Raw genomic sequence first — 20,448 nt, 5'->3', positions numbered from 1 at the left:
ACTCTCATAATGGCTCTAAGCCTATCGGTGTGCTTTGCACAAAATAAACAGATACTTTACGGATTTGAGGAGGTCCCACAAAACCTATTGTTGAATCCTGGTGCCAAGGTGCCTCAAAAAATGCATTTTGGGATTCCGTTCCTTTCACAAATTCATGTAAACGGAGGATCATCGGGTGTTACTGTGTTCGATATCTTTGGAGAATCTAATGTCGATATAAATACTCGTATCAGGAATAAGATATTCGAACTTAAGAACACAGATTTCTTTACAGCCACACAACAATTGGAGATCATTAATTTTGGCTGGCGAGCGAGCAACGAAATGTATTTTTCCGGGGGAATATACCAGGAACTGGATTTTATAAGCTATTTCCCCAGGGATCTGGCTATCCTGGCCTGGGAAGGTAACAGGGATTATCTCGATTATCCTTTCGATCTAGGTGAACTAAGTGCTACAGCCGATCTCCTTACCGTCTATCATTTTGGCGTTAATAAACAACTTGGGAAGAAACTCACAGCCGGCCTGCGACTAAAATTGTATTCCAGTATGATGAGCATTCGAAGCACGAACAACCAGGGGACATTTGTAACCACTTTAGGAGGTGCGGAAAGTAACAATATATACGAACACACAGTAAGTAATGCAGAAGTTACTGTTAATACCTCAGGGATCGCCTCTCTGGACGGGATGGATAGTGCCGATATACCGGGGGAGGTTATAGGCCGTGCCTTCTTTGGAGGGAATTTTGGGCTGGGCCTGGACCTGGGCGCAACTTACGAGATTAACAGGGACCTCACAGCTAGTGCCAGTATACTTGATCTAGGTGCTGTTTTTCATTCGAAGGACGCAGAAACTTATCAGGCAACAGGCACCTATACCCTGGATGGGATAGAATTGATATTCCCGCCACTAAGTGCTGGACAGCCTACCCTGCCGTATTACGACAACCTGGAAGACGAGATCGAAGAAGAAATTCCTATCGATACGATAACCAGTGGCTATACCCAGTTTAGACCTGTTAAGATGAATGCGTCTGTTAAATATAGCTTCGGAAAAGCAGTAGGGAAAGGGGTGGATTGTGATTGCAGGAATATGGGCGGCAGTATTGAAAGACAACAGGCTGTGGGACTACAATTCTACAGTATATTTAGACCGAAGGGCCCTCAAATGGCCGGTACGCTGTTCTATTATCGCAGATTATGGGATTTTCTAGCAGCAAAGGCTACCTATACGGTAGATTCGTATAGCTACTCTAATGTGGGACTTGGACTTGCTACCGATATTGGTAAATTCAATTTTTATATTGCGGCCGATAACTTGCTACGCTACGGCAACTTGGCAAAGGCAAAAAGTGTATCTTTACAGCTGGGCTTCAATATAAAATTTTACGAAGAATGATCAAGAGAATACTGCTACTGATTTTTATAGGTGGCTTCATTTTAAATATGAATGCGCAAAAATCGGCTAGTGATTACAGTTATGTAGTTGTTCCCGAATTGTACGAATTTCTTTATGAAGAGGATCAGCATCAATTAAATTCCCTCACTAAATTCTTATTTAATAAATACGGTTTCAACGCGTATTTCCCTTCCGAATTACCCAACGTAAAACGATGCGATGGCCTTCAGGCAGAAGTATTGGGAAAGCCAGGGTTTGTTTATACTAAAATCACAGTCGTCCTTAAAGATTGTTATGGGGAAGAGATCTTCAGAAGTGAAGAGGGAAAAAGTAAATACAAGGAGTATAAAAAAGCTTATCATGATGCCTTACGAAAAGCCTTTGTGAGCATCGAAGAGCTGGGAGTAAATCAGAAGGATATAAAGATCTATGAAGACGAGGTTGAGAGCGGTAATGAGCCCCTGGTAAAGACCGAGATCGAAGTTACGAAAGACCCTTCCGGTATGGAAAGCGAAGGGAATAATAATTCCATGGTTTTACATTTGCCGGACGCTAAATTCTCAAACTATGTACGGGAAGGGCGTTCATATCTATTACGTAAAACCGAGAACGGATATTCTCTTTATTTAGAAACAGAAGCTGCCGAAACAGGCCTTGCACTCGAAGGAATGATCCTAGTGGATGGTAACACACTATCCTACGTATCTGAAACTGGCGATGCCGAAGTGATATTTCATGAGAATGGCGATTTTACGTTGCAGAACTCTTTAATGAAGGTAACTTATAAGCATATCGACTAGAAATCGTACTTGTCTTTCCAAAGCCCTTTTAAATAGTCTCTTAGTGCGCTTTCCCTTTTATTATTGCCAGGTTTATAAAAAGTGGTCCCGGCTATTTCTTCGGGAAGAAATTCGTGAGTTACAAAATTTCCCTCATAATTATGGGCATATTGATAGTCTTCCCCATAACCTAATTCCTTCATCAATTTAGTAGGCGCATTTCTTATAGACAGAGGCACAGACAGATCCCCGGTTTGCCTCACTGTTTGTTGAGCAGCTCCTATGGCCTTATACGAAGCATTACTTTTGGCCGAAGTAGCGAGATAAATAGCGCATTGGCTGAGTATAATGCGAGCTTCCGGATATCCAATTGTATTCACCGCCTGAAATGTGCTGTTTGCGATAACTAAAGCGGTAGGATTGGCATTTCCAATGTCTTCGGAAGCTAAGATCAACATGCGCCTGGCGATAAATTTTACATCCTCTCCGCCTTCTATCATCCGCGCAAGCCAATAAACCGCAGCATTTGGGTCACTGCCTCGAATGGATTTAATAAATGCAGAAATGATGTCGTAATGTTGTTCACCGGCCTTGTCGTATAAGACAGTATTCTTCTGAACTTTTTGCTGCACCCTTTCATTGGTAATCTCAACCTGACTGGTATCTTCCGAATTTACCAGCAACTCCAGGATGTTTAATAGTTTGCGGGCATCACCCCCGGATAGTCTTAGTAAGGCATCTGTTTCCTTAAGAGTTATTTTTTTCTTAGATAGTAATTCATCTGCAATAATGGCGCGGTTGAGCAATGCTTCAAGGTCTTTTTTGCTGAAGGGCTTCAATATATAAACCTGACAACGCGACAATAAGGCGGGAATTACCTCGAAACTCGGATTTTCGGTGGTAGCCCCTATAAGAGTGATCCATCCCTTCTCTACGGCTCCTAAAAGCGAATCCTGCTGTGATTTGCTAAAACGGTGGACCTCATCTATAAAAAGGATCGGATTCTTAGCGGTAAAAAGGTCGTCGCTTTTTTTGGCTCTATTTATTACTTCTCTAACCGCAGCCACACCGCTGTCCACGGCGCTCAAGGTATAGAAAGGCCGTTCGGAGGTATTTGCGATAATAGATGCAAGGGTGGTTTTTCCCGTGCCGGGAGGACCCCAGAATATCATCGATGACAACATGCCGGATTTCAACTGGGAGTGAAGCGCTCCTTTAGGGCCAACGAGGTGTTCCTGACTAATATAGTCTTCCAGAGTTCTTGGCCTTATTCGTTCTGCAAGGGGTTTATTCATGAGAATTTAAAATTACAATTTTATAGCAGGATGCTTACTGACATTTTATCATAAATTTGAATAAGGGAGTATTTTTTGAGATAGACTACTTGTATGGCGAAAGAATCGAATTTACAATTTACCAATGATGTGATCATCTACCCGTTGATGATGGTGATGAGCCTGTGGATAATTTTTTGGGCTGAATTTCGCTTTGGCTGGCACCTTAAGTATTATGGTATCTATCCACAAAAGATAGAAGGGTTAAGAGGAATCATTTTTGGTCCTTTTATTCACGCAGACCTGCAACATTTGTTCAATAACAGCATTCCGTTATTGGTGCTGGGGACAGCTTTATTTTATTTTTATAGAAACCTGCGATGGAGAGTACTCATTCTGGGGACTATTTTAACCGGATTACTTACCTGGATCATTGGTCGACCGGCGCTACACATTGGAGCCAGCGGAGTGGTATACCTTTTAGCCGCCTTTCTATTCTTTAAAGGAATATTCTCTAAACAATACCAATTAACGGCTTTGGCTTTCGTAGTGGTATTTTTATACGGAAGTTTGCTGTGGTATATTTTCCCTATGGATCCCAAGATTTCATGGGAGGGCCATTTATCCGGGTTTGCCGTAGGATTTGTTTTCGCGTTACTATTTAAAAGCAGCCCTTTGCCAAAACCAAAGTATGCGTGGGAGGAAGAGAATTTCGATCCCGAAAACGATCCGTTTCTCAGGCATTTCGACGAGGACGGAAATTTTATAGAACACATTCCTGAGGAGGAAATAACGAGAGAGGAAGAGTCTAAGGTGATTATTCGATATACCTTCAGAAATAAAGAAAAGAAAGGTGGGGAATCTTCAGATTAAAGTCCGCGTTGACGGATCATTTCGTAGAGAAACACGCCGCAGGCTACAGATACGTTTAACGAATTAATTTCTCCAAGCACAGGTAAGGAGGCACTCTGGTCTACCAGGGATAAAACCGATTTAGATACTCCTTTTCCTTCAGAGCCCATAATGATCGCCAAAGGGCCGGTTAAATCTGTGTCGTATATTGTTTGTGAAGTTTTTTCGGTTGCCGCGATTGTTTTTACGCCAGAACCCTGAAGATAAAAGATCGCGTCCTTAATATGATCAACCTTACAGACCGCAAGGTTAAATATCGCACCCGCTGAAGCCTTGACCGTATCTCCACTTACCGGGGCTCCACCTTTTTTCTGAATTATTACGGCATCTACACCGGTGCATTCGGCGGTGCGTAGAATGGCTCCAAAATTCCGTACGTCACTTACCTGGTCAAGAATAATGAATACCGGGTCTTTTTTATTTTCCAATCGTTCTTCCACGACTTCCTCCAACGACTTGAATGAGATAGGAGATATACTGGCAATGATTCCCTGGTGATTACTTCTAATTAAACGATCCAGCTTTTCGATGGGCACGTAATTCACAGATACCGCTTCCTGATCAAGATCGTTAAGAATAGCATCAATTTTTGAAGAAGCCATTCCCTTTTGTATGTATAGCTTATCTATAGGCTTCTTAGATTTAACCGCTTCCAACACAGGATGCAAACCGAATATTAGATTTTCTTTTTTCAAGCTTTATTAATTTTGAGTAAAAATAAAAAACCATCCGCTTAAAACGGATGGTTTTCAATAAATTATAAAATTATAATTTAATTTGGCTTATTCTTAGGGAGCTAAGTACTTAACTCTGTACCATACAGCAGGTAATAAGAAGTTATCTCCTGTATCACCACCCTGAAGTACAACTACATCAATCGTACCGCCATTCCAAGTACCAGAACCATTAGGATCACCAGCTTCTAGCGGGCAATCACATTCAGCAGCTCTTGAGATATATACTTTTCCATCATCAGTTGTGATAACTGTCATGAATTCGAAAAAGTCACCTGCTTGGAATACAGAAGCGTCTACGTTAAAAAGATTCGCCATATCAGCAGTAGTAAAACTTACATTATATGGGAAAGTAGTAGTACTTCCAAATTGAACTGCTTCAGTAGGAGCTCCTGTAAAGTCACCTACTACCCAGAATTCAACTGAAGTTATATTTCCGGTTGGGTCTTCAACATAAGCATCGAAAGATGCGGTTGTAGGATCATCACCAATGTGATACTTCACAATTGAAGTTCCGTCTGAAATATCAGATCCTTTCCAGGTATCTGGTTGTTGCACAAATTTGATGAATCCACCGTTTCCTAATTCAGGGAAACGCCAGTCTTCTCTCTGCTCGCAACTTGTTAGTGAAATTGATACTACCAACGCGATCAGTGCTAAGGGTAAAAATAATTTAAGTTTTTTCATAATAAATAATTTTTTTAATTAGTCAATAAATCCGCCAGGGTTATTATCCCAGAATACCTGGTCGGTAAGCTGACGCTGTTGGATGTTCGGGTTGTTTTCTACCTCATCAACAGGATATCTGTACCCTCTTGGGAACGCACCTGCTGCTGTTATAGGAGACTGCAGGGTTGGGAATCCTGTTCGTCTGTATAGGTTGTATACTTCTACACCGTTACCCCAGGAAGCAAGGAATGCTTCTCTTGCGATAATGGCAAGTTTTCCGTTGTTGTTGGCTGCGTTGTACTCTGCAAGTACCCCTGCTACATAGTTGTCCTTATCGGCTTGAGTCATTTCGAAACCGTCTGTTGCGGCACTTCCTACGAAGTCGTCTACCTTATCCAGGCTTAGACGGATCCCGTCTGCCAGTAAGTTAGCCGCGTTACCGTTAGTTCCAAGAGTAAGGGCTGTTTCGGCCAATAGGAATTTTGTATGAGACGCCAGGTAGATAGGTAATATACCAGCACCACCCAGGTTGTTCTCTGTAGCTCTTGCCTGTGCAAACTCGTCTCTATCGAAGGCTCCACCACCCGGGTAGATACCAAAGGTAGTACGCTTGAATCCGTCGTTTGGAATACCAGCATCATCGGTATGGTCACGACCCCAGTAAAGATTTCCTACATAACAGTAATCGTATCGGGCATCTCCGGCACATGGCAGGTCTGAACCTGATGGTGGGGTGGAGGTTTGACGATACAGGTAGTAACGTGTTCTTGGATCGATCGTTCCTGTTTCGATAAAAGGAGGTTGATCGTCACCTGCATTTAACAGGTCAAGGAAGTTGTTACTCATATACGATCCGGCTCCTGCTGCAAGATATCCCGTGGTAAAGAAGGGGTGTCTTGATTCTACAGGATCCTGAACATCAGAATATCCAAAAGTGAAATCTTCTGAAGAATTATCGATAATACTACCGTTAGCCGTTGAGTTGATCCCGGCCGTTGCTCTGGCAGGATCGGTAAGGCGAAGGTTGTTATAAGCACGAAGCTTTAAAGTGTTCGCCAGGGCGATCCAGTTATCAGCATCGAAATCTCCGAAATAAAGATCGGTTGTTGGCTCGATAAGCCCACCAGCCTGAAGGTTGGCAATAGCTGCATCAAGTAACTCTAACTGCGCATCGTATACCGACTTGGCAGGATCTGTATTTGGATTTGGAAATTCTTCCGGCTTGTTGGCCTCAGAGTAAGGAACATCGTTCACATAATCAACCAATAGCATATAGGCAAATGCCTCGATCACCTGAGCCACACCCAAGTGGTTGGTAAGACCTTCCCCACCGTTTTCAAGGTCCACATTGTGAAGCCCCTCGATAAGGTCGATGTTTCCAAACATCTGGTAAGATTGTTGCCACTCGGTAATAAGTGTGTTCTCATCAATGGCCCCATTGTATGCTCCAAATAAGTTGGTCATACGCGTAGAACTCATAGAAGGTCCGTTGTAACCATTCCAAACGTTACGTGCAAAAGTAAGCTGCACGTCGTTCAGGATGAAGTTAGGATCTGCGTTCTCAGACCCAACAACGTTAGGGTTATCTAGTAATTCTAACTCCACAGTGTCACAGGCAGTGAAAACTGCAAGTACAGAAGCTAGAATTGTGATTTTAAATATATTTTTCATAATAGGATTATTAATTTTTTTAGAATGTTGCTTTAACGCTGAATGAATAACGCTTGTTAGATGGTCCAGTCTGGAATTCAAGTCCTTGTCCGTTACCTACACCAGTACTCAATGCCTCAGGATCTATATTAAATGCTTGAGGAATGTTGAATGTTCTGATATAAAGGTTCTGTCCGGAAAGAGAGAATGTTACATTTCCAAATGGAGTTTTCTCTAGCATCTTTTCAGATAGTGAATAAGTAAGAGATACATCACGAAGTCTCAAGTGAGAAGCATCGTAGATACCTTGTCCTACTGGGTCAACTAAATTGATAAAGTACACATCATTAGCACCAATCTGAATTTGGTTCTCAATTGGATTTCCGCTTCCATCTAATAGAAGTTCTCCGGTGTTAGGGTTAGCCAGGATACCTGGGATAACGTAAGTACCTTCTCTGTTGTCTACGTTTACAGTTGTTACACCACGTCTGTAGTACTGAGTAGCAGTTTGAGAGAAGATATCTCCACCGTGCTGATATTCAACTTGAGCGGATAATGATAATCCTTTGTATGTAAATGTATTGATCGAAGTAACGTTCCAATCCGGGTTAGGATCACCAACTGTCTCGATAGCAAGACCTAAGTCATCACTGTCAATGATCTTACCAGTATCAGGGTTGATAAGTAAAGTACCTTCAACACCAAGTCCTAGTGGGTTCTCGGCTGTTACGTTCGAAGGATCGTACGCAGTAGCGTAGTTACCTTTGATCACACCAAGTGCCTCACCTTCGGCAGCATAGTTACCAAGACCAATGAATCCTGCGAATGGGAAGTCTTCAAGATCACCAAGATCTGTTACTTCGTTTTCGTAAGCTGTGAAGTTATTTTTAATATCCCAGCTAAAGTCTTTAGTTCTTAATGGAGTTACGTCTAATCCAACCTCAATACCCTGGATCTCACTACTTGCGATGTTATCGGCAATAGTGTTAAATCCTGTTGAAGGGTTAAGCGGACGTCCAGGTACGATTTGGTCGTCGATAAAACGCTTGTAAAGAGTAAGGTCTAACGATAATCTTCTATTGAAAAGATCTGCCTCAGCACCAACTTCAAATTCTCTCTGAAGTTCTGGTTGAAGATCACGATTCAAACGGTTAGATGGGTTAGAAGCTGTTGTGATTACAGTTCCTCCTGGTGGAATAAATGTACCTGATGCCTGTGCTAGTGCACCTCTGGTGTTATAAGGACCAGGGAAGGCAGCAGATGTACCATAAGCAGCTCTGAACTTAAGGAAGTTCAATGCTCCGTTAGTACTTACACCGTCAAGAGAAGTAGGGATGAATGATAAGGAAGCACCAGGATAGAACAATGATCTGTTCTCAGATTCTAGTGTAGATCCCCAGTCATTACGTCCGGAAAGTACTAAGAAAAGGAAGTTGTCATATTCGAAAGTAGCTTCCGCATACGCACCCAATATGTTTCTTTCCTGGTAGAAATCAAGACCACCGTCATCATAGGCGGTAAAGTTATTGTGATTCCAGAAGTTGAAAACAACCTGTCCTGTACTTATTATACCTGAACGATCGAAAGTATCACGTCTCGCGTTAAAACCTACCACTGTAGAAAGGGCAAATTCTTCGGCTAGATTGATGTTACTGAAACTTACGTTGAAGTTGTGATCGTAAATATAGTTGCTGATGTTAGCCGTACGGAATACACCCGATACGTTAACAACATCTCCTTTTGCAATTCTGAATTCCTGCGTTTCAGCATAGGTATCTAAACCAAATCTGTAAGTTGCAAGAATGTTATCTGATATTTCGTAGCTGGAAGTTAACTGACCGAAGAAACGACTGTTCTTTTGCTCAGTACCTGCATAGTTCAATAACCAGTATGGGTTATTCTGGTCACCACGATAGTAAACACTGGCTCCTGTAGAAGGATCTTCAAAAGGAAGATTTCCAAGATCAACGTTTCTAGGGATGAATAATAATCGAGTAAATAACGAAACAGACCCTGCAGCGTTGTTCGCAGCGATCGGTGGAGTATTTACACGAAGGTTACTATAGTTTGCCGTAGCTGTTACGGAAAACTTATTAGAAAGTTTAGTGGTTCCACCCATACCAATGTTGTATCGGGTAAGACCGTTGTTTGGAATATAACCATCCTCAGTAGTGTAACCAAAGTTTACGTTGTACTTACTTCCACCGTCTCCTGGAGAACCTGCAATGTTTACAGAAGTTGCATGTCCTAATCCAGTTTGGAAGAACTCACTAACGTTGTTAGGAGCAGCCTCGTAAGGAATTTGTAAGCCATCGAACTGTGGGAATACAGCACCTTGAGATGCATATGGGTGATCGATCATAAGTCCCATATCGAAACGCGATCCCCAGTTTCCAACGAATCCAGGGTTAAGAGCGTTGTTCGCTCCCTGTCCGTAATCGTTTTGGTAATCTGGAAGGTTAGAGATCTCAGTAGCATAAACCTGCTGAGAGAAAGTGATCTCGAACTTCTTGTTCGCATCTTTCTTACTTCCGTTCTTTGTGGTGATCAATACAACCCCGTTTCTACCCTGCTGACCGTAAAGTACAGCTGCACTTAAACCTTTAAGTACCTGAATAGACTCAACGTTATTTGGATCTAAATCAAGGAAACGGCTACTTGTAATTGAGTTACCACCTGCAAAGTTTGTTACGTTGTTAGTACCACTATCAAAAGGAACACCGTCTACCACGAATAGTGGCTGGTTGTCACCGTTGATCGAACTCTTGGAACGGATAACGAAGTTAGTACCTGAACCTGTAGCACCACCGGTACCAGTCACCTGTACTCCGGCAACCTTACCATTTAAGGTTCTTACAACATCAGATTCTGGTTTGTTCTCTACCGCTTCCGCTTCAATTGTACTAACGGCATAACCAAGCGTTTTACGCTCTCTGGCAATACCATATCCGGTTACAACAACTTCATCAAGAACGGCAGCATCTTCTTCCATCTGCACATTAATGCTGTTGGCAGCACCTACTCTCTGTTCTGAAGTCTTGAAACCGACGTAACTAAATACAAGAGTCTGGCCTACAGCCGTCTGAATGGAGTAATTACCATCAAAATCAGACTGAGTACCATTCGTTGTACCTTTTACGACAATGTTAACTCCTGGAAGAGGTAATCCCGTGTTATCGGACACCGTTCCGGAGATTGTTTTTTCTTGTGCGAACGTGAGTTGCACTACAAACGCCAACAATAGCGTTAAAATTCCACTAAACTTTGTTCTCATTTTATAATTTATTTGAATTAGCCAATGCCAAAAATCACAATAAAAAGTTAATTACACAACTTTTCACACTTAAAATTTGGTTTTTTTTTTAAGGAATTGTTAAGCCATTGTTAGCTTGGTTCAAAATCGGGAAGTAAGACTTAAGTGAATTTTTGTGTTGGATAAATTGAAATTCTGGTTTTCAAAAATTCCATTGGCAAAACTAAATTTTAACAAGCCCGTTTTTGTTAATAATCCTAGGCCTATTCCGAAGCTATATAATTGCTGTTCCAATTGATTGATCTCGTTTTCAAAATACCCCACATCAATGATGCTGTGTAAATAGAAACCCTGGCTAAATCTGTATCTGTATTCGGTGTTGATCACAGCATACAAGGTGGCGTCTATACTGTTCTCATTAAAACCGCGTATACTGTTGATCCCCCCAAAGCGATAGAGTTCGTTGGTAAGGAAAGTGTCGCTTAGGATCACACTGGTATTGTTCTGGATAAAAACCGAATTATTGTAATTAAGTTCAAATATGGTTGCCGCCCAAAGCGAAAGCCTGGTCTGGTCCTCTTTGTTCGACGAAAATTCCCGGGTCCCGAATTCGGCATCCAGGGCCACATTAGTCTTTGAAGGGAATAAGGGGTCGTTTTGCGTCTTTACAAATTGCAGTCCGCTAACAAAGAATTTAGCGGCGTAGTCTTCAACTGCGTTTCCGGCCAGAGCCTCATCCAGCAAATTGCTCGATTCTGAAGCTTTGTACCCTACGTAGGCCGATGAAGGGGGTGTGATCTGGTAGGTTACCCTGGCAATTTGATCGGTGGTCACGAAGGTGCTGTCCCGCTTAAATATCTTCAGCTCCAATTCTACACCCATTGGACTTCCAAAGAGATAAGGTAATTTTGTTCGAGCTCTAAAATTTTGCTGTTCATTACCATCTGCCTTGTAATTCACTAATAGCTGCTCGCCAAAGTTCAGGTTGTTGTTCAACTCCAGATTGAGGTAGCCATTAAACTGCAAGCGGTTTGTTTCTTCGTTTGTTGCAAAACCCAATATGCCATCGAACAAATTGTGATTTCGTTTTTCCAGATAAAAGTAAACCGTAGTCTTTTCTTTTCCGAATAAGACCTCCGGAGCCTTAAGCGTGTTAACAAAACCCAGGCTGTTGAGTATATCATTCTGCTTATTGAGCTTGTTTCGGTTGAAGGGTTTCCCCTTTTTAATTCCTGCATAATGCTTCAGAAACGACTTCGGAAATTTCTCATAGCCTTTTACAGCAATGGAGTCGATCTGTCTAACTGCACCTTCCTCCAGGAGGAGATTGACAGCGATCACATCAGGTCCTTCTTTTCGGAACTCACTAAGACTGATCCTGGCAAAAGCGTTTCCCTTGGTGGTTTTTAAGGAATTGAGTTTTACAAGAGAGGGTTCTACAGCGGCAAATGGTAAAATGATATGTTCATCTTCTACTTCGTTGGTGATCTGTAATAATTCTTTTTTACTGAATTGGCCTGGCCTGTAATAGATCTTCAGATGGCGAAATTTTTCTCCCAGTATATATTGGGCCGTATACGTGCTATCATTTTTTTTCTGAAGGGATTCGAGTGTAGCTTCGATAAATCCCATATAATGAAATCGGTATTGAAGAGAATCTGCTTCCTGTTGAAGTGATGTATAATCTCTGAAGGTGACCCCTATTTCGAGGCTGTCTTTCAAACTTTCTGATAGGGGGGTGGAGGTATTGATCTCCAGGTACAGATCTTGCGCCTCTGCTGTGGCAATTAGTAGGGTATATATATTAAGGTATATAAAAATGTAGAAAATATGTCTCAAAAAGGGTCTTTTTTCAGGTGTAAAACTAACGTTTCAACTATAGTTTTCATATTTGGGGTATGTTAATTTTGCCAAGCACTTGAAAATAAATTTTCTATGGTTTGAATAATCCATTTTAATTTTTACCTTTGCACGCCCTTTTATAGGGGAAAATGTATAAATAATTAAGTATAACAAGGATATTATATGCCAACTATTTCACAATTAGTACGAAAAGGAAGAGCCAAAATAACCAAGAAGAGTAAATCGGCTGCTTTGGATTCGTGCCCGCAACGCCGCGGTGTGTGTACGCGTGTATATACTACTACGCCAAAGAAACCAAACTCTGCAATGCGTAAAGTTGCAAGGGTAAGGTTAACTAATGGTAAGGAAGTAAACGCATACATCGGAGGTGAAGGACACAATCTACAGGAGCACTCGATAGTATTGGTTAGAGGTGGAAGGGTAAAGGATTTGCCGGGAGTTAGATATCACATTGTGCGAGGCGCATTAGACACCGCTGGTGTTGAAGGCCGTACACAACGTAGATCTAAGTATGGTGCAAAACGCCCTAAGAAGTAATTCAAAAAACTTTAAAGAGAAGACATGAGAAAAAGACAAGCCAAGAAAAGACCCCTTTTACCGGATCCAAGGTTCAACGACCAGTTGGTTACACGTTTTGTGAACAACTTAATGTGGGACGGAAAGAAGTCGGTGGCTTTTAAAGTATTCTACGATGCTATCGATATTGTAGAAGAAAAGAAACAAGACGAAGAGAAATCTGCGTTGGAATTATGGAAGGATGCATTATCTAATGTAATGCCTCACGTAGAGGTTAGAAGCCGACGTGTTGGGGGTGCTACATTTCAGATCCCTATGCAAATTAGACCAGACCGAAAGATATCCACAGCTATGAAGTGGTTGATCCTTTTCGCTCGTAAGAGAAATGAAAAGTCTATGGCACAGAAACTGGCCGCCGAAATTCTTGCAGCAGCCAAAGAAGAAGGTGCCGCGGTTAAGAAGCGTGTAGATACACACAAGATGGCCGAAGCAAATAAAGCATTCTCACATTTCAGATTTTAATAAAAGATGGCACAAAGAGATTTAAAATATACAAGAAATATAGGAATTGCAGCGCATATTGATGCGGGTAAGACCACTACTACAGAGCGTATCCTTTATTACACGGGTGTGAGTCACAAGATTGGTGAAGTACACGACGGTGCTGCGACTATGGACTGGATGGAGCAGGAGCAGGAGCGTGGAATTACAATTACTTCCGCTGCAACTACCTGTACCTGGAACTTCCCTACCGAAAACGGACAGCCTACCGAAGACGCCAAAGGATACCATTTTAATATTATCGATACCCCGGGTCACGTGGATTTCACCGTGGAGGTGAACAGATCCTTACGTGTACTGGACGGTTTGGTATTCCTGTTTAGTGCGGTGGATGGTGTAGAGCCACAATCTGAAACTAACTGGAGACTGGCCGATAATTACAAAGTACCTCGTATGGGCTTTGTGAACAAGATGGATCGTCAGGGTTCTAATTTCCTTGCTGTTTGTCAGCAGGTTAAGGACATGCTAGGTTCTAACGCCGTGCCAATCGTTCTTCCTATTGGAGATGAGATTGACTTTAAAGGTGTGGTTGATCTGGTAAAGAACCGTGCTATCATTTGGCATGAGGAATCTATGGGATCTACCTTCGACGTAGTTGAAATTCCTGAAGAATTAAAAGCTGAAGCAGCAGAGTATCGCGGTAAACTTATTGAAGAAGTAGCTGCATACGATGAGAACCTGCTTGAGAAATATATGGAAGACGAAGATTCTATTACCGAAGATGAGGTGCATGCTGCGCTTCGTGCTGCGGTGATGGATATGAGCATTATACCGATGATCTGTGGTTCTGCGTTCAAGAACAAAGGAGTACAGTTTTTATTGGATGCTGTTTGTCGTTACCTTCCGTCTCCTGTTGATAAGGAGGCTATCGTAGGAACCAATCCGGACACCGGAGAAGAAGAATCTCGTAAGCCGGATGTAAGTGCACCTTTCGCTGCACTTGCCTTTAAGATTGCTACAGATCCTTTCGTAGGCCGTTTGGCTTTCTTCCGTGCCTATTCGGGGCGCCTTGATGCCGGTTCTTATGTGCTGAACAATCGTTCGGGTAAAAAAGAACGTATCTCTCGTATCTACCAGATGCATTCCAACAAACAGAATGCGATCGATTTTATCGAAGCCGGAGATATTGGAGCTGCAGTAGGATTTAAAGATATAAAAACGGGTGATACGCTTTCAGCAGAGAAACACCCTATCGTGCTTGAGTCTATGAACTTCCCTGATCCGGTAATCGGTATTGCGGTAGAGCCAAAGACTAAAGCCGATGTGGATAAACTTGGGATGTCTTTAGCCAAATTGGCGGAAGAAGATCCTACTTTCCAGGTACGTACCGATGAAGCTTCAGGGCAAACGGTAATTTCCGGAATGGGTGAGCTTCACCTCGATATTATCGTGGACCGTCTTAGACGTGAGTTTAAGGTTGAAGTTAACCAGGGTCAGCCACAGGTTGAGTACAAAGAAGCTATCACCAGAACTGCCGATCACCGTGAAGTTTACAAGAAACAAACAGGGGGTCGTGGTAAGTTCGCCGATATCGTATTTACATTAGGGCCTGCCGAAGATGAGAAGGCAGTTGGACTTGAATTCGTGAACGAGATCAAGGGTGGAAACATTCCGAAAGAATTTGTTCCATCTGTTGAGAAAGGATTCAAGGAAGCAATGAAAAATGGTCCGTTGGCTGGATTCGAAGTAGATAGTATGAAGGTAACTCTAAAGGATGGATCTTTCCACCCTGTGGATTCCGATCAATTATCGTTCGAGCTAGCAGCAAAATTAGGATTTAAAGCGGCAGCTAAGGCAGCTGGAGCTGTGATCATGGAACCTATTATGAAGCTGGAGGTATTAACTCCGGAAGAGAATATGGGTGACATTGTAGGTGACCTTAACCGTCGTCGTGGTCAGGTAAATGACATGAGCGACCGTGCAGGATCTAAAGTTGTAAAGGCTGAAGTGCCACTTTCTGAAATGTTTGGTTATGTAACCACATTGAGAACGTTGTCTTCAGGACGTGCAACTTCTACGATGGAATTTTCACACTATGCACAAACACCGTCGAATATTTCGGAGGAAGTGATTGCAACAGCTAGAGGAACCGCTAACGTATAATATTTCAGCAATGAGTCAGAAAATTAGAATCAAATTAAAATCTTACGATCATAATTTAGTGGACAAATCTGCTGAAAAAATCGTAAAGACCGTAAAAAGTACAGGTGCAGTAGTAACCGGACCAATCCCGTTACCAACACACAAAAAGATCTTTACCGTGCTACGTTCGCCACACGTGAACAAGAAGAGTAGAGAGCAATTCCAGTTGAGTTCGTATAAGAGGCTGCTGGATATCTACAGCTCTTCTTCCAAAACGATAGACGCTCTAATGAAGTTAGAGTTGCCTAGTGGAGTAGAAGTAGAGATCAAGGTATAAGTAGAAACTGAAGCGATTTGCTTCAATACATGTCCGGAGCTGCGTGCGAAGGAAAGACGGAAACAAAATAAAATTCAGGGCTGAATTTATTTTGGCCCTGTTTTTTTGAAAGGTAGTTTCCGAAGAAATAGAATAAATAATATAGTAATCTTTAATAACTAATAAATATGTCTGGGTTAATTGGAAAAAAGATAGGGATGACCAGCATCTTCGACGAGAACGGAAAGAATATTCCGTGTACCGTTATCGAAGCTGGACCCTGTGTTGTTACCCAAGTCAGAACCGAAGAGGTTGACGGGTATAGTGCTCTTCAACTTGGTTTCGATGACAAAAAGACTGCAAACAAAGCTGCTGAAGGCCATGCTAAAAAAGCCGGAACTGTTGCTAAGCGTCGTGTTGTTGAATTCCAGGGATTTGAAGAAGAATACAAATTAGGTGATACGATCACTGTGGAACACTTTAATGAAGGCGAGTTTGTGGATGTTTCCGGAACGAGTAAAGGTAAAGGATTCCAGGGTGTGGTAAAACGCCACGGATTTGGTGGTGTAGGACAAGCGACTCACGGTCAGCATAACAGACTAAGAGCTCCTGGTTCCATTGGTGCTGCTTCTTATCCTGCGAGAGTTTTCAAAGGAATGAAGATGGCCGGCCAAATGGGAAATGAAAAAGTGAAAGTACAGAACTTAAGAGTGTTGAAAGTGGTTCCTGAAAAGAACTTGCTTGTTGTGAAAGGGTGTGTACCCGGACACAAGAACGCTTATGTAACGATTCAGAAATAATGAAGGTAGCGGTATTAGATAAAAACGGAAAAGACACCGGAAGGAAAGTAGAGCTTTCTAAAGAGGTGTTTGGTATAGAACCTAACAATCACGCTGTATATCTTGATGTGAAACAGTATCTGGCCAATCAGCGCCAGGGTACACACAAGGCAAAAGAGCGTGCTGAGATCGTGGGTAGTACCCGTAAGATCAAGAAACAAAAAGGAACTGGTACAGCTCGTGCGGGTAGTATCAAGTCTCCAATATTTAAAGGTGGTGGTAGAATCTTTGGTCCAAGACCGAGAAGCTACTCCTTTAAATTGAATAAGAACCTTAAGCGTTTGGCGCGTCGTTCGGCTTTGAGTATGAAGGCAAATGATAAGGCGATCGTGGTAATGGAAGACCTTAATTTTGAGGCACCTAAGACAAAAGAATTCACTTCAGTTTTAAAGTCGTTAGGACTTGAAAACAAAAAGTCTTTGTTTGTGTTGGGAGAGTCAAATAATAACCTATATTTGTCGTCTCGCAATTTGAAAGGTGCTGAGGTTATAACTAACTCAGAATTAAGCACTTACAAAATTATGAATGCAAACAGCCTTGTGTTGTTTGAAGGTTCTTTGGAAGGAATTGAAACAAACTTAAGTAAATAGAAACGAGATGAATATCTTAATTAAACCTATTATTACAGAAAAAGCTACAGCCGATGCTGAGTTAAATAACCGTTACGGTTTTGTAGTGAATCCACAGGCGAACAAGGTAGAGATCAAAAAAGCAGTGGAAGCTGTTTATGGAGTTTCTGTTACTGGAGTTCGAACAATGAATGTCCGCCCGGACAGGAAGACTCGTTATACAAAAACGGGTATCCAGACTGGTAAAACAAATGCTTATAAGAAAGCAATTGTACAGGTGGCGGAAGGTGATACAATTGATTTTTACAATAACATCTAAGCAATTAGATATTAATTAGACAACAATGTCAGTAAGAAAATTAAAACCTATCACACCAGGTCAGCGATTTAGGGTTGTAAATGGATTTGACGCCATCACAACCGATAAGCCGGAGAAGAGTTTATTAGCTCCGAAAAAACGATCAGGTGGTAGAAACAGTCAAGGTAAGATGACCATGCGCTACAAAGGTGGTGGTCATAAGAGAAAATACCGAATTATAGATTTTAAACGCGACAAGGATGGAATTCCTGCAACTGTTGCGTCTATAGAATACGATCCAAACCGTACAGCTTTTATCGCCCTGGTTAATTACCAGGATGGAGAAAAGCGTTATGTGATTGCACAGAACGGTCTTCAGGTGGGTCAGAATATCGTATCGGGAGACAAAGTTGCTCCGGAGATCGGTAACACAATGACCCTTTCAAACATCCCTTTAGGTACTATTATTTCATGTATCGAATTACACCCCGGACAAGGTGCTGTTATGGCGCGTAGTGCAGGGGCATTCGCTCAATTGATGGCTCGTGACGGGAAGTATGCTACCGTAAAATTACCTTCAGGTGAGACCCGTATGGTCCTTGCAACATGTAAGGCTACTATTGGTGCTGTATCTAACAGTGACCACCAGTTGTTAGTATCTGGTAAAGCTGGTAGATCAAGGTGGTTAGGAAGAAGGCCTAGAACCAGACCAGTGGTTATGAACCCGGTTGATCACCCAATGGGTGGTGGTGAAGGTAAATCTTCAGGAGGACACCCAAGATCGAGAAATGGTATTCCTGCAAAAGGATTCAGGACTCGTTCAAAATCTAAAGCGAGTAATAAATACATTATCGAACGTAGAAAGAAATAAGCTATGGCAAGATCATTAAAAAAGGGACCTTACGTTCACTATAAATTAGAGCAAAAAGTTCAGCAAAATGTTGAGTCGAACAAGAAAACTGTGATCAAGACCTGGTCAAGAGCTTCTATGATCACTCCAGACTTTGTTGGACAGACCATTGCAGTTCACAACGGAAGACAATTTGTTCCTGTGTATGTAACTGAGAATATGGTAGGACATAAATTAGGAGAATTTTCACCAACTAGATCATTCCGTGGTCATGCCGGTGCTAAAAACAAAGGAAAAAAATAATAAGCCATGGGAGTTCGTAAAAGAGAAAGAGCAGAAGCTATCAAGGAGGCAAAGAAGACACAATACTTCGCCAAGTTGAACAATTGCCCTACTTCGCCAAGAAAGATGCGATTAGTTGCAGACCTTGTACGTGGTGAAAAAGTAGATAAAGCACTTAATATATTAAGGTTTAGCCCTAAAGAAGCTTCTCGAAGATTAGAGAAACTATTGTTATCTGCCATTGCAAACTGGCAGGCTAAGAATGAAGATGCTTCCATCGAGGATGCAGACCTTTTTATAAAGGAGATCCGTGTTGATGGCGGGACTATGTTGAAAAGACTACGTCCGGCTCCACAGGGTCGTGCACACAGAATTAGAAAACGTTCTAACCACGTAACACTGGTTTTAGGAGCTAACGATAACACACAAAGCTAATTAAATGGGACAGAAGACAAATCCAATCGGGAATCGCTTAGGTATCATCAGAGGATGGGAATCCAACTGGTACGGAGGCAACGACTACGGTGATAAACTTGCCGAAGACGACAAGATTAGAAAATATGTTCACGCTCGTTTAAGTAAAGCCAGTGTGTCCAGAGTAATTATTGAGCGTACACTTAAACTTGTAACCGTTACTATCACCACGGCCCGCCCAGGTATCATTATTGGTAAAGGTGGCCAGGAGGTAGACAAGTTAAAAGAAGAGCTTAAGAAAATTACAGGTAAAGAGGTACAGATCAACATTCATGAGATCAAGAGACCAGAGCTTGATGCGCACCTTGTTGCTGCCAGTATTGCAAGACAGATTGAGAATCGTATCTCATATCGTCGAGCAATTAAAATGGCTATCGCAGCGGCTATGCGTATGAACGCAGAAGGAATCAAGATCATGATCTCAGGACGATTGAACGGAGCTGAAATGGCGCGTTCCGAATCGTATAAAGATGGACGTATCCCTTTATCTACATTTAGAGCCGACATAGACTATGCTTTAGTTGAAGCTCACACTACCTATGGTAGACTGGGAGTTAAGGTATGGATCATGAAAGGTGAAGTATATGGAAAAAGAGAACTTTCTCCTCTTGTTGGCCTGGCCAAAAAAGGTGGAAAAGGTGGAACCGGGCGAGGTGGTAATAAGTCACGTCGTAGAAAGTAATTTTTTAAACAGAAGAAAATGTTACAACCCAAGAGAACAAAATACCGTAAAATGCAGAAAGGCCGCATGAAGGGGAATGCCGGACGTGGCACTCAACTCTCTTACGGAACCTTTGGTATAAAGTCTTTAGATTCGAATTTCCTTACTGCGCGTCAAATTGAAGCTGCACGTATTGCTGCTACCCGTTATATGAAAAGGGAAGGTTCTATCTGGATCATGATATTTCCGGATAAGCCTATCACCAAGAAACCTCTTGAGGTTCGTATGGGTAAAGGTAAAGGTGCTGTAGAATACTGGGCTGCTGTAGTGAAACCTGGAAGGATTTTGTTTGAAGTATCCGGTGTGTCTTTAGATACCGCAAAAGAGGCTCTTCGCCTTGCGGCTCAGAAGTTACCGGTGAAGACAAAATTTATTGTATCACGAGACTATCAAGGATAATTTTTT

21 protein-coding genes are annotated in these 20,448 nt (G+C 42.1%); 15 read left to right on the top strand and 6 right to left on the bottom strand.

Going from position 1 to position 20,448, the window contains the following annotated elements; genetic code table 11:
- Positions 1-9 precede the first annotated feature (9 nt).
- Positions 10-1,401 (top strand): DUF5723 family protein, encoded by a 1,392-nt coding sequence (locus C5O00_RS02460; RefSeq protein WP_105214641.1) that lies wholly within the window; start codon positions 10-12, stop codon positions 1,399-1,401.
- The gene (locus C5O00_RS02455; protein WP_105214639.1) at positions 1,398-2,201 is read left to right on the top strand and encodes a hypothetical protein; all 804 of its coding nucleotides are present in this window, start codon (positions 1,398-1,400) and stop codon (positions 2,199-2,201) included. Before C5O00_RS02460 ends, C5O00_RS02455 begins: the two co-directional genes overlap by 4 nt.
- Here the strand turns inward: C5O00_RS02455 and C5O00_RS02450 are convergent.
- Positions 2,198-3,475 carry a replication-associated recombination protein A gene (locus tag C5O00_RS02450; protein WP_105214637.1) on the bottom strand — a complete coding sequence of 426 codons (1,278 nt, stop codon included), beginning with the start codon at positions 3,473-3,475 and terminating at the stop codon, positions 2,198-2,200. The two genes, C5O00_RS02455 and C5O00_RS02450, sit on opposite strands and share 4 nt — an antisense overlap.
- Before the next feature lie 93 nt (positions 3,476-3,568).
- Between C5O00_RS02450 and C5O00_RS02445 the strand changes: the two genes are divergently transcribed.
- On the top strand, positions 3,569-4,327 hold the full coding sequence (locus tag C5O00_RS02445) for a rhomboid family intramembrane serine protease (RefSeq protein WP_105214635.1): 759 nt from the start codon (positions 3,569-3,571) through the stop codon (positions 4,325-4,327).
- Here the strand turns inward: C5O00_RS02445 and rlmB are convergent.
- The 5 genes from rlmB to C5O00_RS02420 all read right to left on the bottom strand — a co-directional run bounded on the left by rlmB (position 4,324) and on the right by C5O00_RS02420 (position 12,511).
- Complete coding sequence (gene rlmB / locus C5O00_RS02440) at positions 4,324-5,061, bottom strand: 23S rRNA (guanosine(2251)-2'-O)-methyltransferase RlmB (protein ID WP_105214633.1); 738 nt, start codon at positions 5,059-5,061, stop codon at positions 4,324-4,326. The genes C5O00_RS02445 and rlmB overlap by 4 nt on opposite strands.
- 93 nt (positions 5,062-5,154) lie before the next feature.
- A complete protein-coding gene (locus tag C5O00_RS02435; RefSeq protein ID WP_105214631.1) occupies positions 5,155-5,787 on the bottom strand; it encodes a hypothetical protein in 633 nt (210 codons plus the stop codon).
- An 18-nt stretch (positions 5,788-5,805) separates the two neighbouring features.
- The gene (locus C5O00_RS02430) at positions 5,806-7,440 is read right to left on the bottom strand and encodes a SusD/RagB family nutrient-binding outer membrane lipoprotein (protein ID WP_105214629.1); all 1,635 of its coding nucleotides are present in this window, start codon (positions 7,438-7,440) and stop codon (positions 5,806-5,808) included.
- A 19-nt stretch (positions 7,441-7,459) separates the two neighbouring features.
- Positions 7,460-10,693 carry a SusC/RagA family TonB-linked outer membrane protein gene (locus C5O00_RS02425; protein ID WP_105214627.1) on the bottom strand — a complete coding sequence of 1,078 codons (3,234 nt, stop codon included), beginning with the start codon at positions 10,691-10,693 and terminating at the stop codon, positions 7,460-7,462.
- Between the two features lie 120 nt (positions 10,694-10,813).
- The gene (locus C5O00_RS02420) at positions 10,814-12,511 is read right to left on the bottom strand and encodes a POTRA domain-containing protein (RefSeq protein ID WP_105214625.1); all 1,698 of its coding nucleotides are present in this window, start codon (positions 12,509-12,511) and stop codon (positions 10,814-10,816) included.
- Positions 12,512-12,697: 186 nt separating this feature from the next.
- Between C5O00_RS02420 and rpsL the strand changes: the two genes are divergently transcribed.
- The 12 genes from rpsL to rplP all read left to right on the top strand — a co-directional run bounded on the left by rpsL (position 12,698) and on the right by rplP (position 20,442).
- Complete coding sequence (rpsL, locus tag C5O00_RS02415) at positions 12,698-13,072, top strand: 30S ribosomal protein S12 (protein WP_024770883.1); 375 nt, start codon at positions 12,698-12,700, stop codon at positions 13,070-13,072.
- Positions 13,073-13,096: 24 nt separating this feature from the next.
- A complete protein-coding gene (gene rpsG / locus C5O00_RS02410; protein WP_105214623.1) occupies positions 13,097-13,573 on the top strand; it encodes a 30S ribosomal protein S7 in 477 nt (158 codons plus the stop codon).
- 6 nt (positions 13,574-13,579) lie between these two features.
- A complete protein-coding gene (gene fusA / locus C5O00_RS02405) occupies positions 13,580-15,715 on the top strand; it encodes an elongation factor G (RefSeq protein ID WP_105214621.1) in 2,136 nt (711 codons plus the stop codon).
- Between the two features lie 10 nt (positions 15,716-15,725).
- Complete coding sequence (gene rpsJ / locus C5O00_RS02400; RefSeq protein WP_010181931.1) at positions 15,726-16,031, top strand: 30S ribosomal protein S10; 306 nt, start codon at positions 15,726-15,728, stop codon at positions 16,029-16,031.
- 167 nt (positions 16,032-16,198) lie between these two features.
- Positions 16,199-16,810: a 50S ribosomal protein L3 gene (gene rplC / locus C5O00_RS02395; protein ID WP_105214619.1), complete on the top strand. Its 612-nt coding sequence runs from the start codon at positions 16,199-16,201 to the stop codon at positions 16,808-16,810.
- Positions 16,810-17,439, top strand: a complete 630-nt coding sequence (gene rplD, locus C5O00_RS02390) for a 50S ribosomal protein L4 (protein ID WP_105214617.1) — start codon at positions 16,810-16,812, stop codon at positions 17,437-17,439. Before rplC ends, rplD begins: the two co-directional genes overlap by 1 nt.
- Positions 17,440-17,446: 7 nt before the next feature.
- On the top strand, positions 17,447-17,737 hold the full coding sequence (gene rplW, locus C5O00_RS02385; protein WP_105214615.1) for a 50S ribosomal protein L23: 291 nt from the start codon (positions 17,447-17,449) through the stop codon (positions 17,735-17,737).
- A 25-nt stretch (positions 17,738-17,762) separates the two neighbouring features.
- Positions 17,763-18,587 carry a 50S ribosomal protein L2 gene (gene rplB / locus C5O00_RS02380; protein ID WP_105214613.1) on the top strand — a complete coding sequence of 275 codons (825 nt, stop codon included), beginning with the start codon at positions 17,763-17,765 and terminating at the stop codon, positions 18,585-18,587.
- A gap of 3 nt (positions 18,588-18,590) precedes the next feature.
- Positions 18,591-18,869, top strand: coding sequence for a 30S ribosomal protein S19 (rpsS, locus tag C5O00_RS02375; RefSeq protein WP_105214611.1), 279 nt, complete (start codon positions 18,591-18,593; stop codon positions 18,867-18,869).
- 6 nt (positions 18,870-18,875) lie between these two features.
- Positions 18,876-19,283, top strand: a complete 408-nt coding sequence (rplV, locus tag C5O00_RS02370) for a 50S ribosomal protein L22 (protein ID WP_105214609.1) — start codon at positions 18,876-18,878, stop codon at positions 19,281-19,283.
- Between the two features lie 4 nt (positions 19,284-19,287).
- Positions 19,288-20,004 (top strand): 30S ribosomal protein S3, encoded by a 717-nt coding sequence (gene rpsC, locus C5O00_RS02365; protein ID WP_105214607.1) that lies wholly within the window; start codon positions 19,288-19,290, stop codon positions 20,002-20,004.
- Positions 20,005-20,022: 18 nt separating this feature from the next.
- Positions 20,023-20,442 carry a 50S ribosomal protein L16 gene (rplP, locus tag C5O00_RS02360; protein ID WP_105214605.1) on the top strand — a complete coding sequence of 140 codons (420 nt, stop codon included), beginning with the start codon at positions 20,023-20,025 and terminating at the stop codon, positions 20,440-20,442.
- Positions 20,443-20,448: the final 6 nt, after the last annotated feature.

Source organism: Pukyongia salina, assembly GCF_002966125.1.
Lineage (GTDB): Bacteria > Bacteroidota > Bacteroidia > Flavobacteriales > Flavobacteriaceae > Pukyongia > Pukyongia salina.
The sequence above is the reverse complement of the archived record's forward strand: the minus strand, read 5'-3'. Positions and strand labels throughout refer to the sequence as shown.

What these genes read in the sequence shown, in the direction of transcription:
- C5O00_RS02460 (WP_105214641.1), top strand. Translation starts at nt 10, where the DNA reads ATGGCTCTAAGCCTATCGGTGTGCTTTGCACAAAATAAACAGATACTT.
- C5O00_RS02455 (WP_105214639.1), top strand. Translation starts at nt 1,398, where the DNA reads ATGATCAAGAGAATACTGCTACTGATTTTTATAGGTGGCTTCATTTTA.
- C5O00_RS02450 (WP_105214637.1), bottom strand. Translation starts at nt 3,475, where the DNA reads ATGAATAAACCCCTTGCAGAACGAATAAGGCCAAGAACTCTGGAAGAC.
- C5O00_RS02445 (WP_105214635.1), top strand. Translation starts at nt 3,569, where the DNA reads ATGGCGAAAGAATCGAATTTACAATTTACCAATGATGTGATCATCTAC.
- C5O00_RS02435 (WP_105214631.1), bottom strand. Translation starts at nt 5,787, where the DNA reads ATGAAAAAACTTAAATTATTTTTACCCTTAGCACTGATCGCGTTGGTA.
- C5O00_RS02430 (WP_105214629.1), bottom strand. Translation starts at nt 7,440, where the DNA reads ATGAAAAATATATTTAAAATCACAATTCTAGCTTCTGTACTTGCAGTT.
- C5O00_RS02425 (WP_105214627.1), bottom strand. Translation starts at nt 10,693, where the DNA reads ATGAGAACAAAGTTTAGTGGAATTTTAACGCTATTGTTGGCGTTTGTA.
- rpsL (WP_024770883.1), top strand. Translation starts at nt 12,698, where the DNA reads ATGCCAACTATTTCACAATTAGTACGAAAAGGAAGAGCCAAAATAACC.
- rpsG (WP_105214623.1), top strand. Translation starts at nt 13,097, where the DNA reads ATGAGAAAAAGACAAGCCAAGAAAAGACCCCTTTTACCGGATCCAAGG.
- fusA (WP_105214621.1), top strand. Translation starts at nt 13,580, where the DNA reads ATGGCACAAAGAGATTTAAAATATACAAGAAATATAGGAATTGCAGCG.
- rpsJ (WP_010181931.1), top strand. Translation starts at nt 15,726, where the DNA reads ATGAGTCAGAAAATTAGAATCAAATTAAAATCTTACGATCATAATTTA.
- rplC (WP_105214619.1), top strand. Translation starts at nt 16,199, where the DNA reads ATGTCTGGGTTAATTGGAAAAAAGATAGGGATGACCAGCATCTTCGAC.
- rplD (WP_105214617.1), top strand. Translation starts at nt 16,810, where the DNA reads ATGAAGGTAGCGGTATTAGATAAAAACGGAAAAGACACCGGAAGGAAA.
- rplW (WP_105214615.1), top strand. Translation starts at nt 17,447, where the DNA reads ATGAATATCTTAATTAAACCTATTATTACAGAAAAAGCTACAGCCGAT.
- rplB (WP_105214613.1), top strand. Translation starts at nt 17,763, where the DNA reads ATGTCAGTAAGAAAATTAAAACCTATCACACCAGGTCAGCGATTTAGG.
- rpsS (WP_105214611.1), top strand. Translation starts at nt 18,591, where the DNA reads ATGGCAAGATCATTAAAAAAGGGACCTTACGTTCACTATAAATTAGAG.
- rplV (WP_105214609.1), top strand. Translation starts at nt 18,876, where the DNA reads ATGGGAGTTCGTAAAAGAGAAAGAGCAGAAGCTATCAAGGAGGCAAAG.
- rpsC (WP_105214607.1), top strand. Translation starts at nt 19,288, where the DNA reads ATGGGACAGAAGACAAATCCAATCGGGAATCGCTTAGGTATCATCAGA.
- rplP (WP_105214605.1), top strand. Translation starts at nt 20,023, where the DNA reads ATGTTACAACCCAAGAGAACAAAATACCGTAAAATGCAGAAAGGCCGC.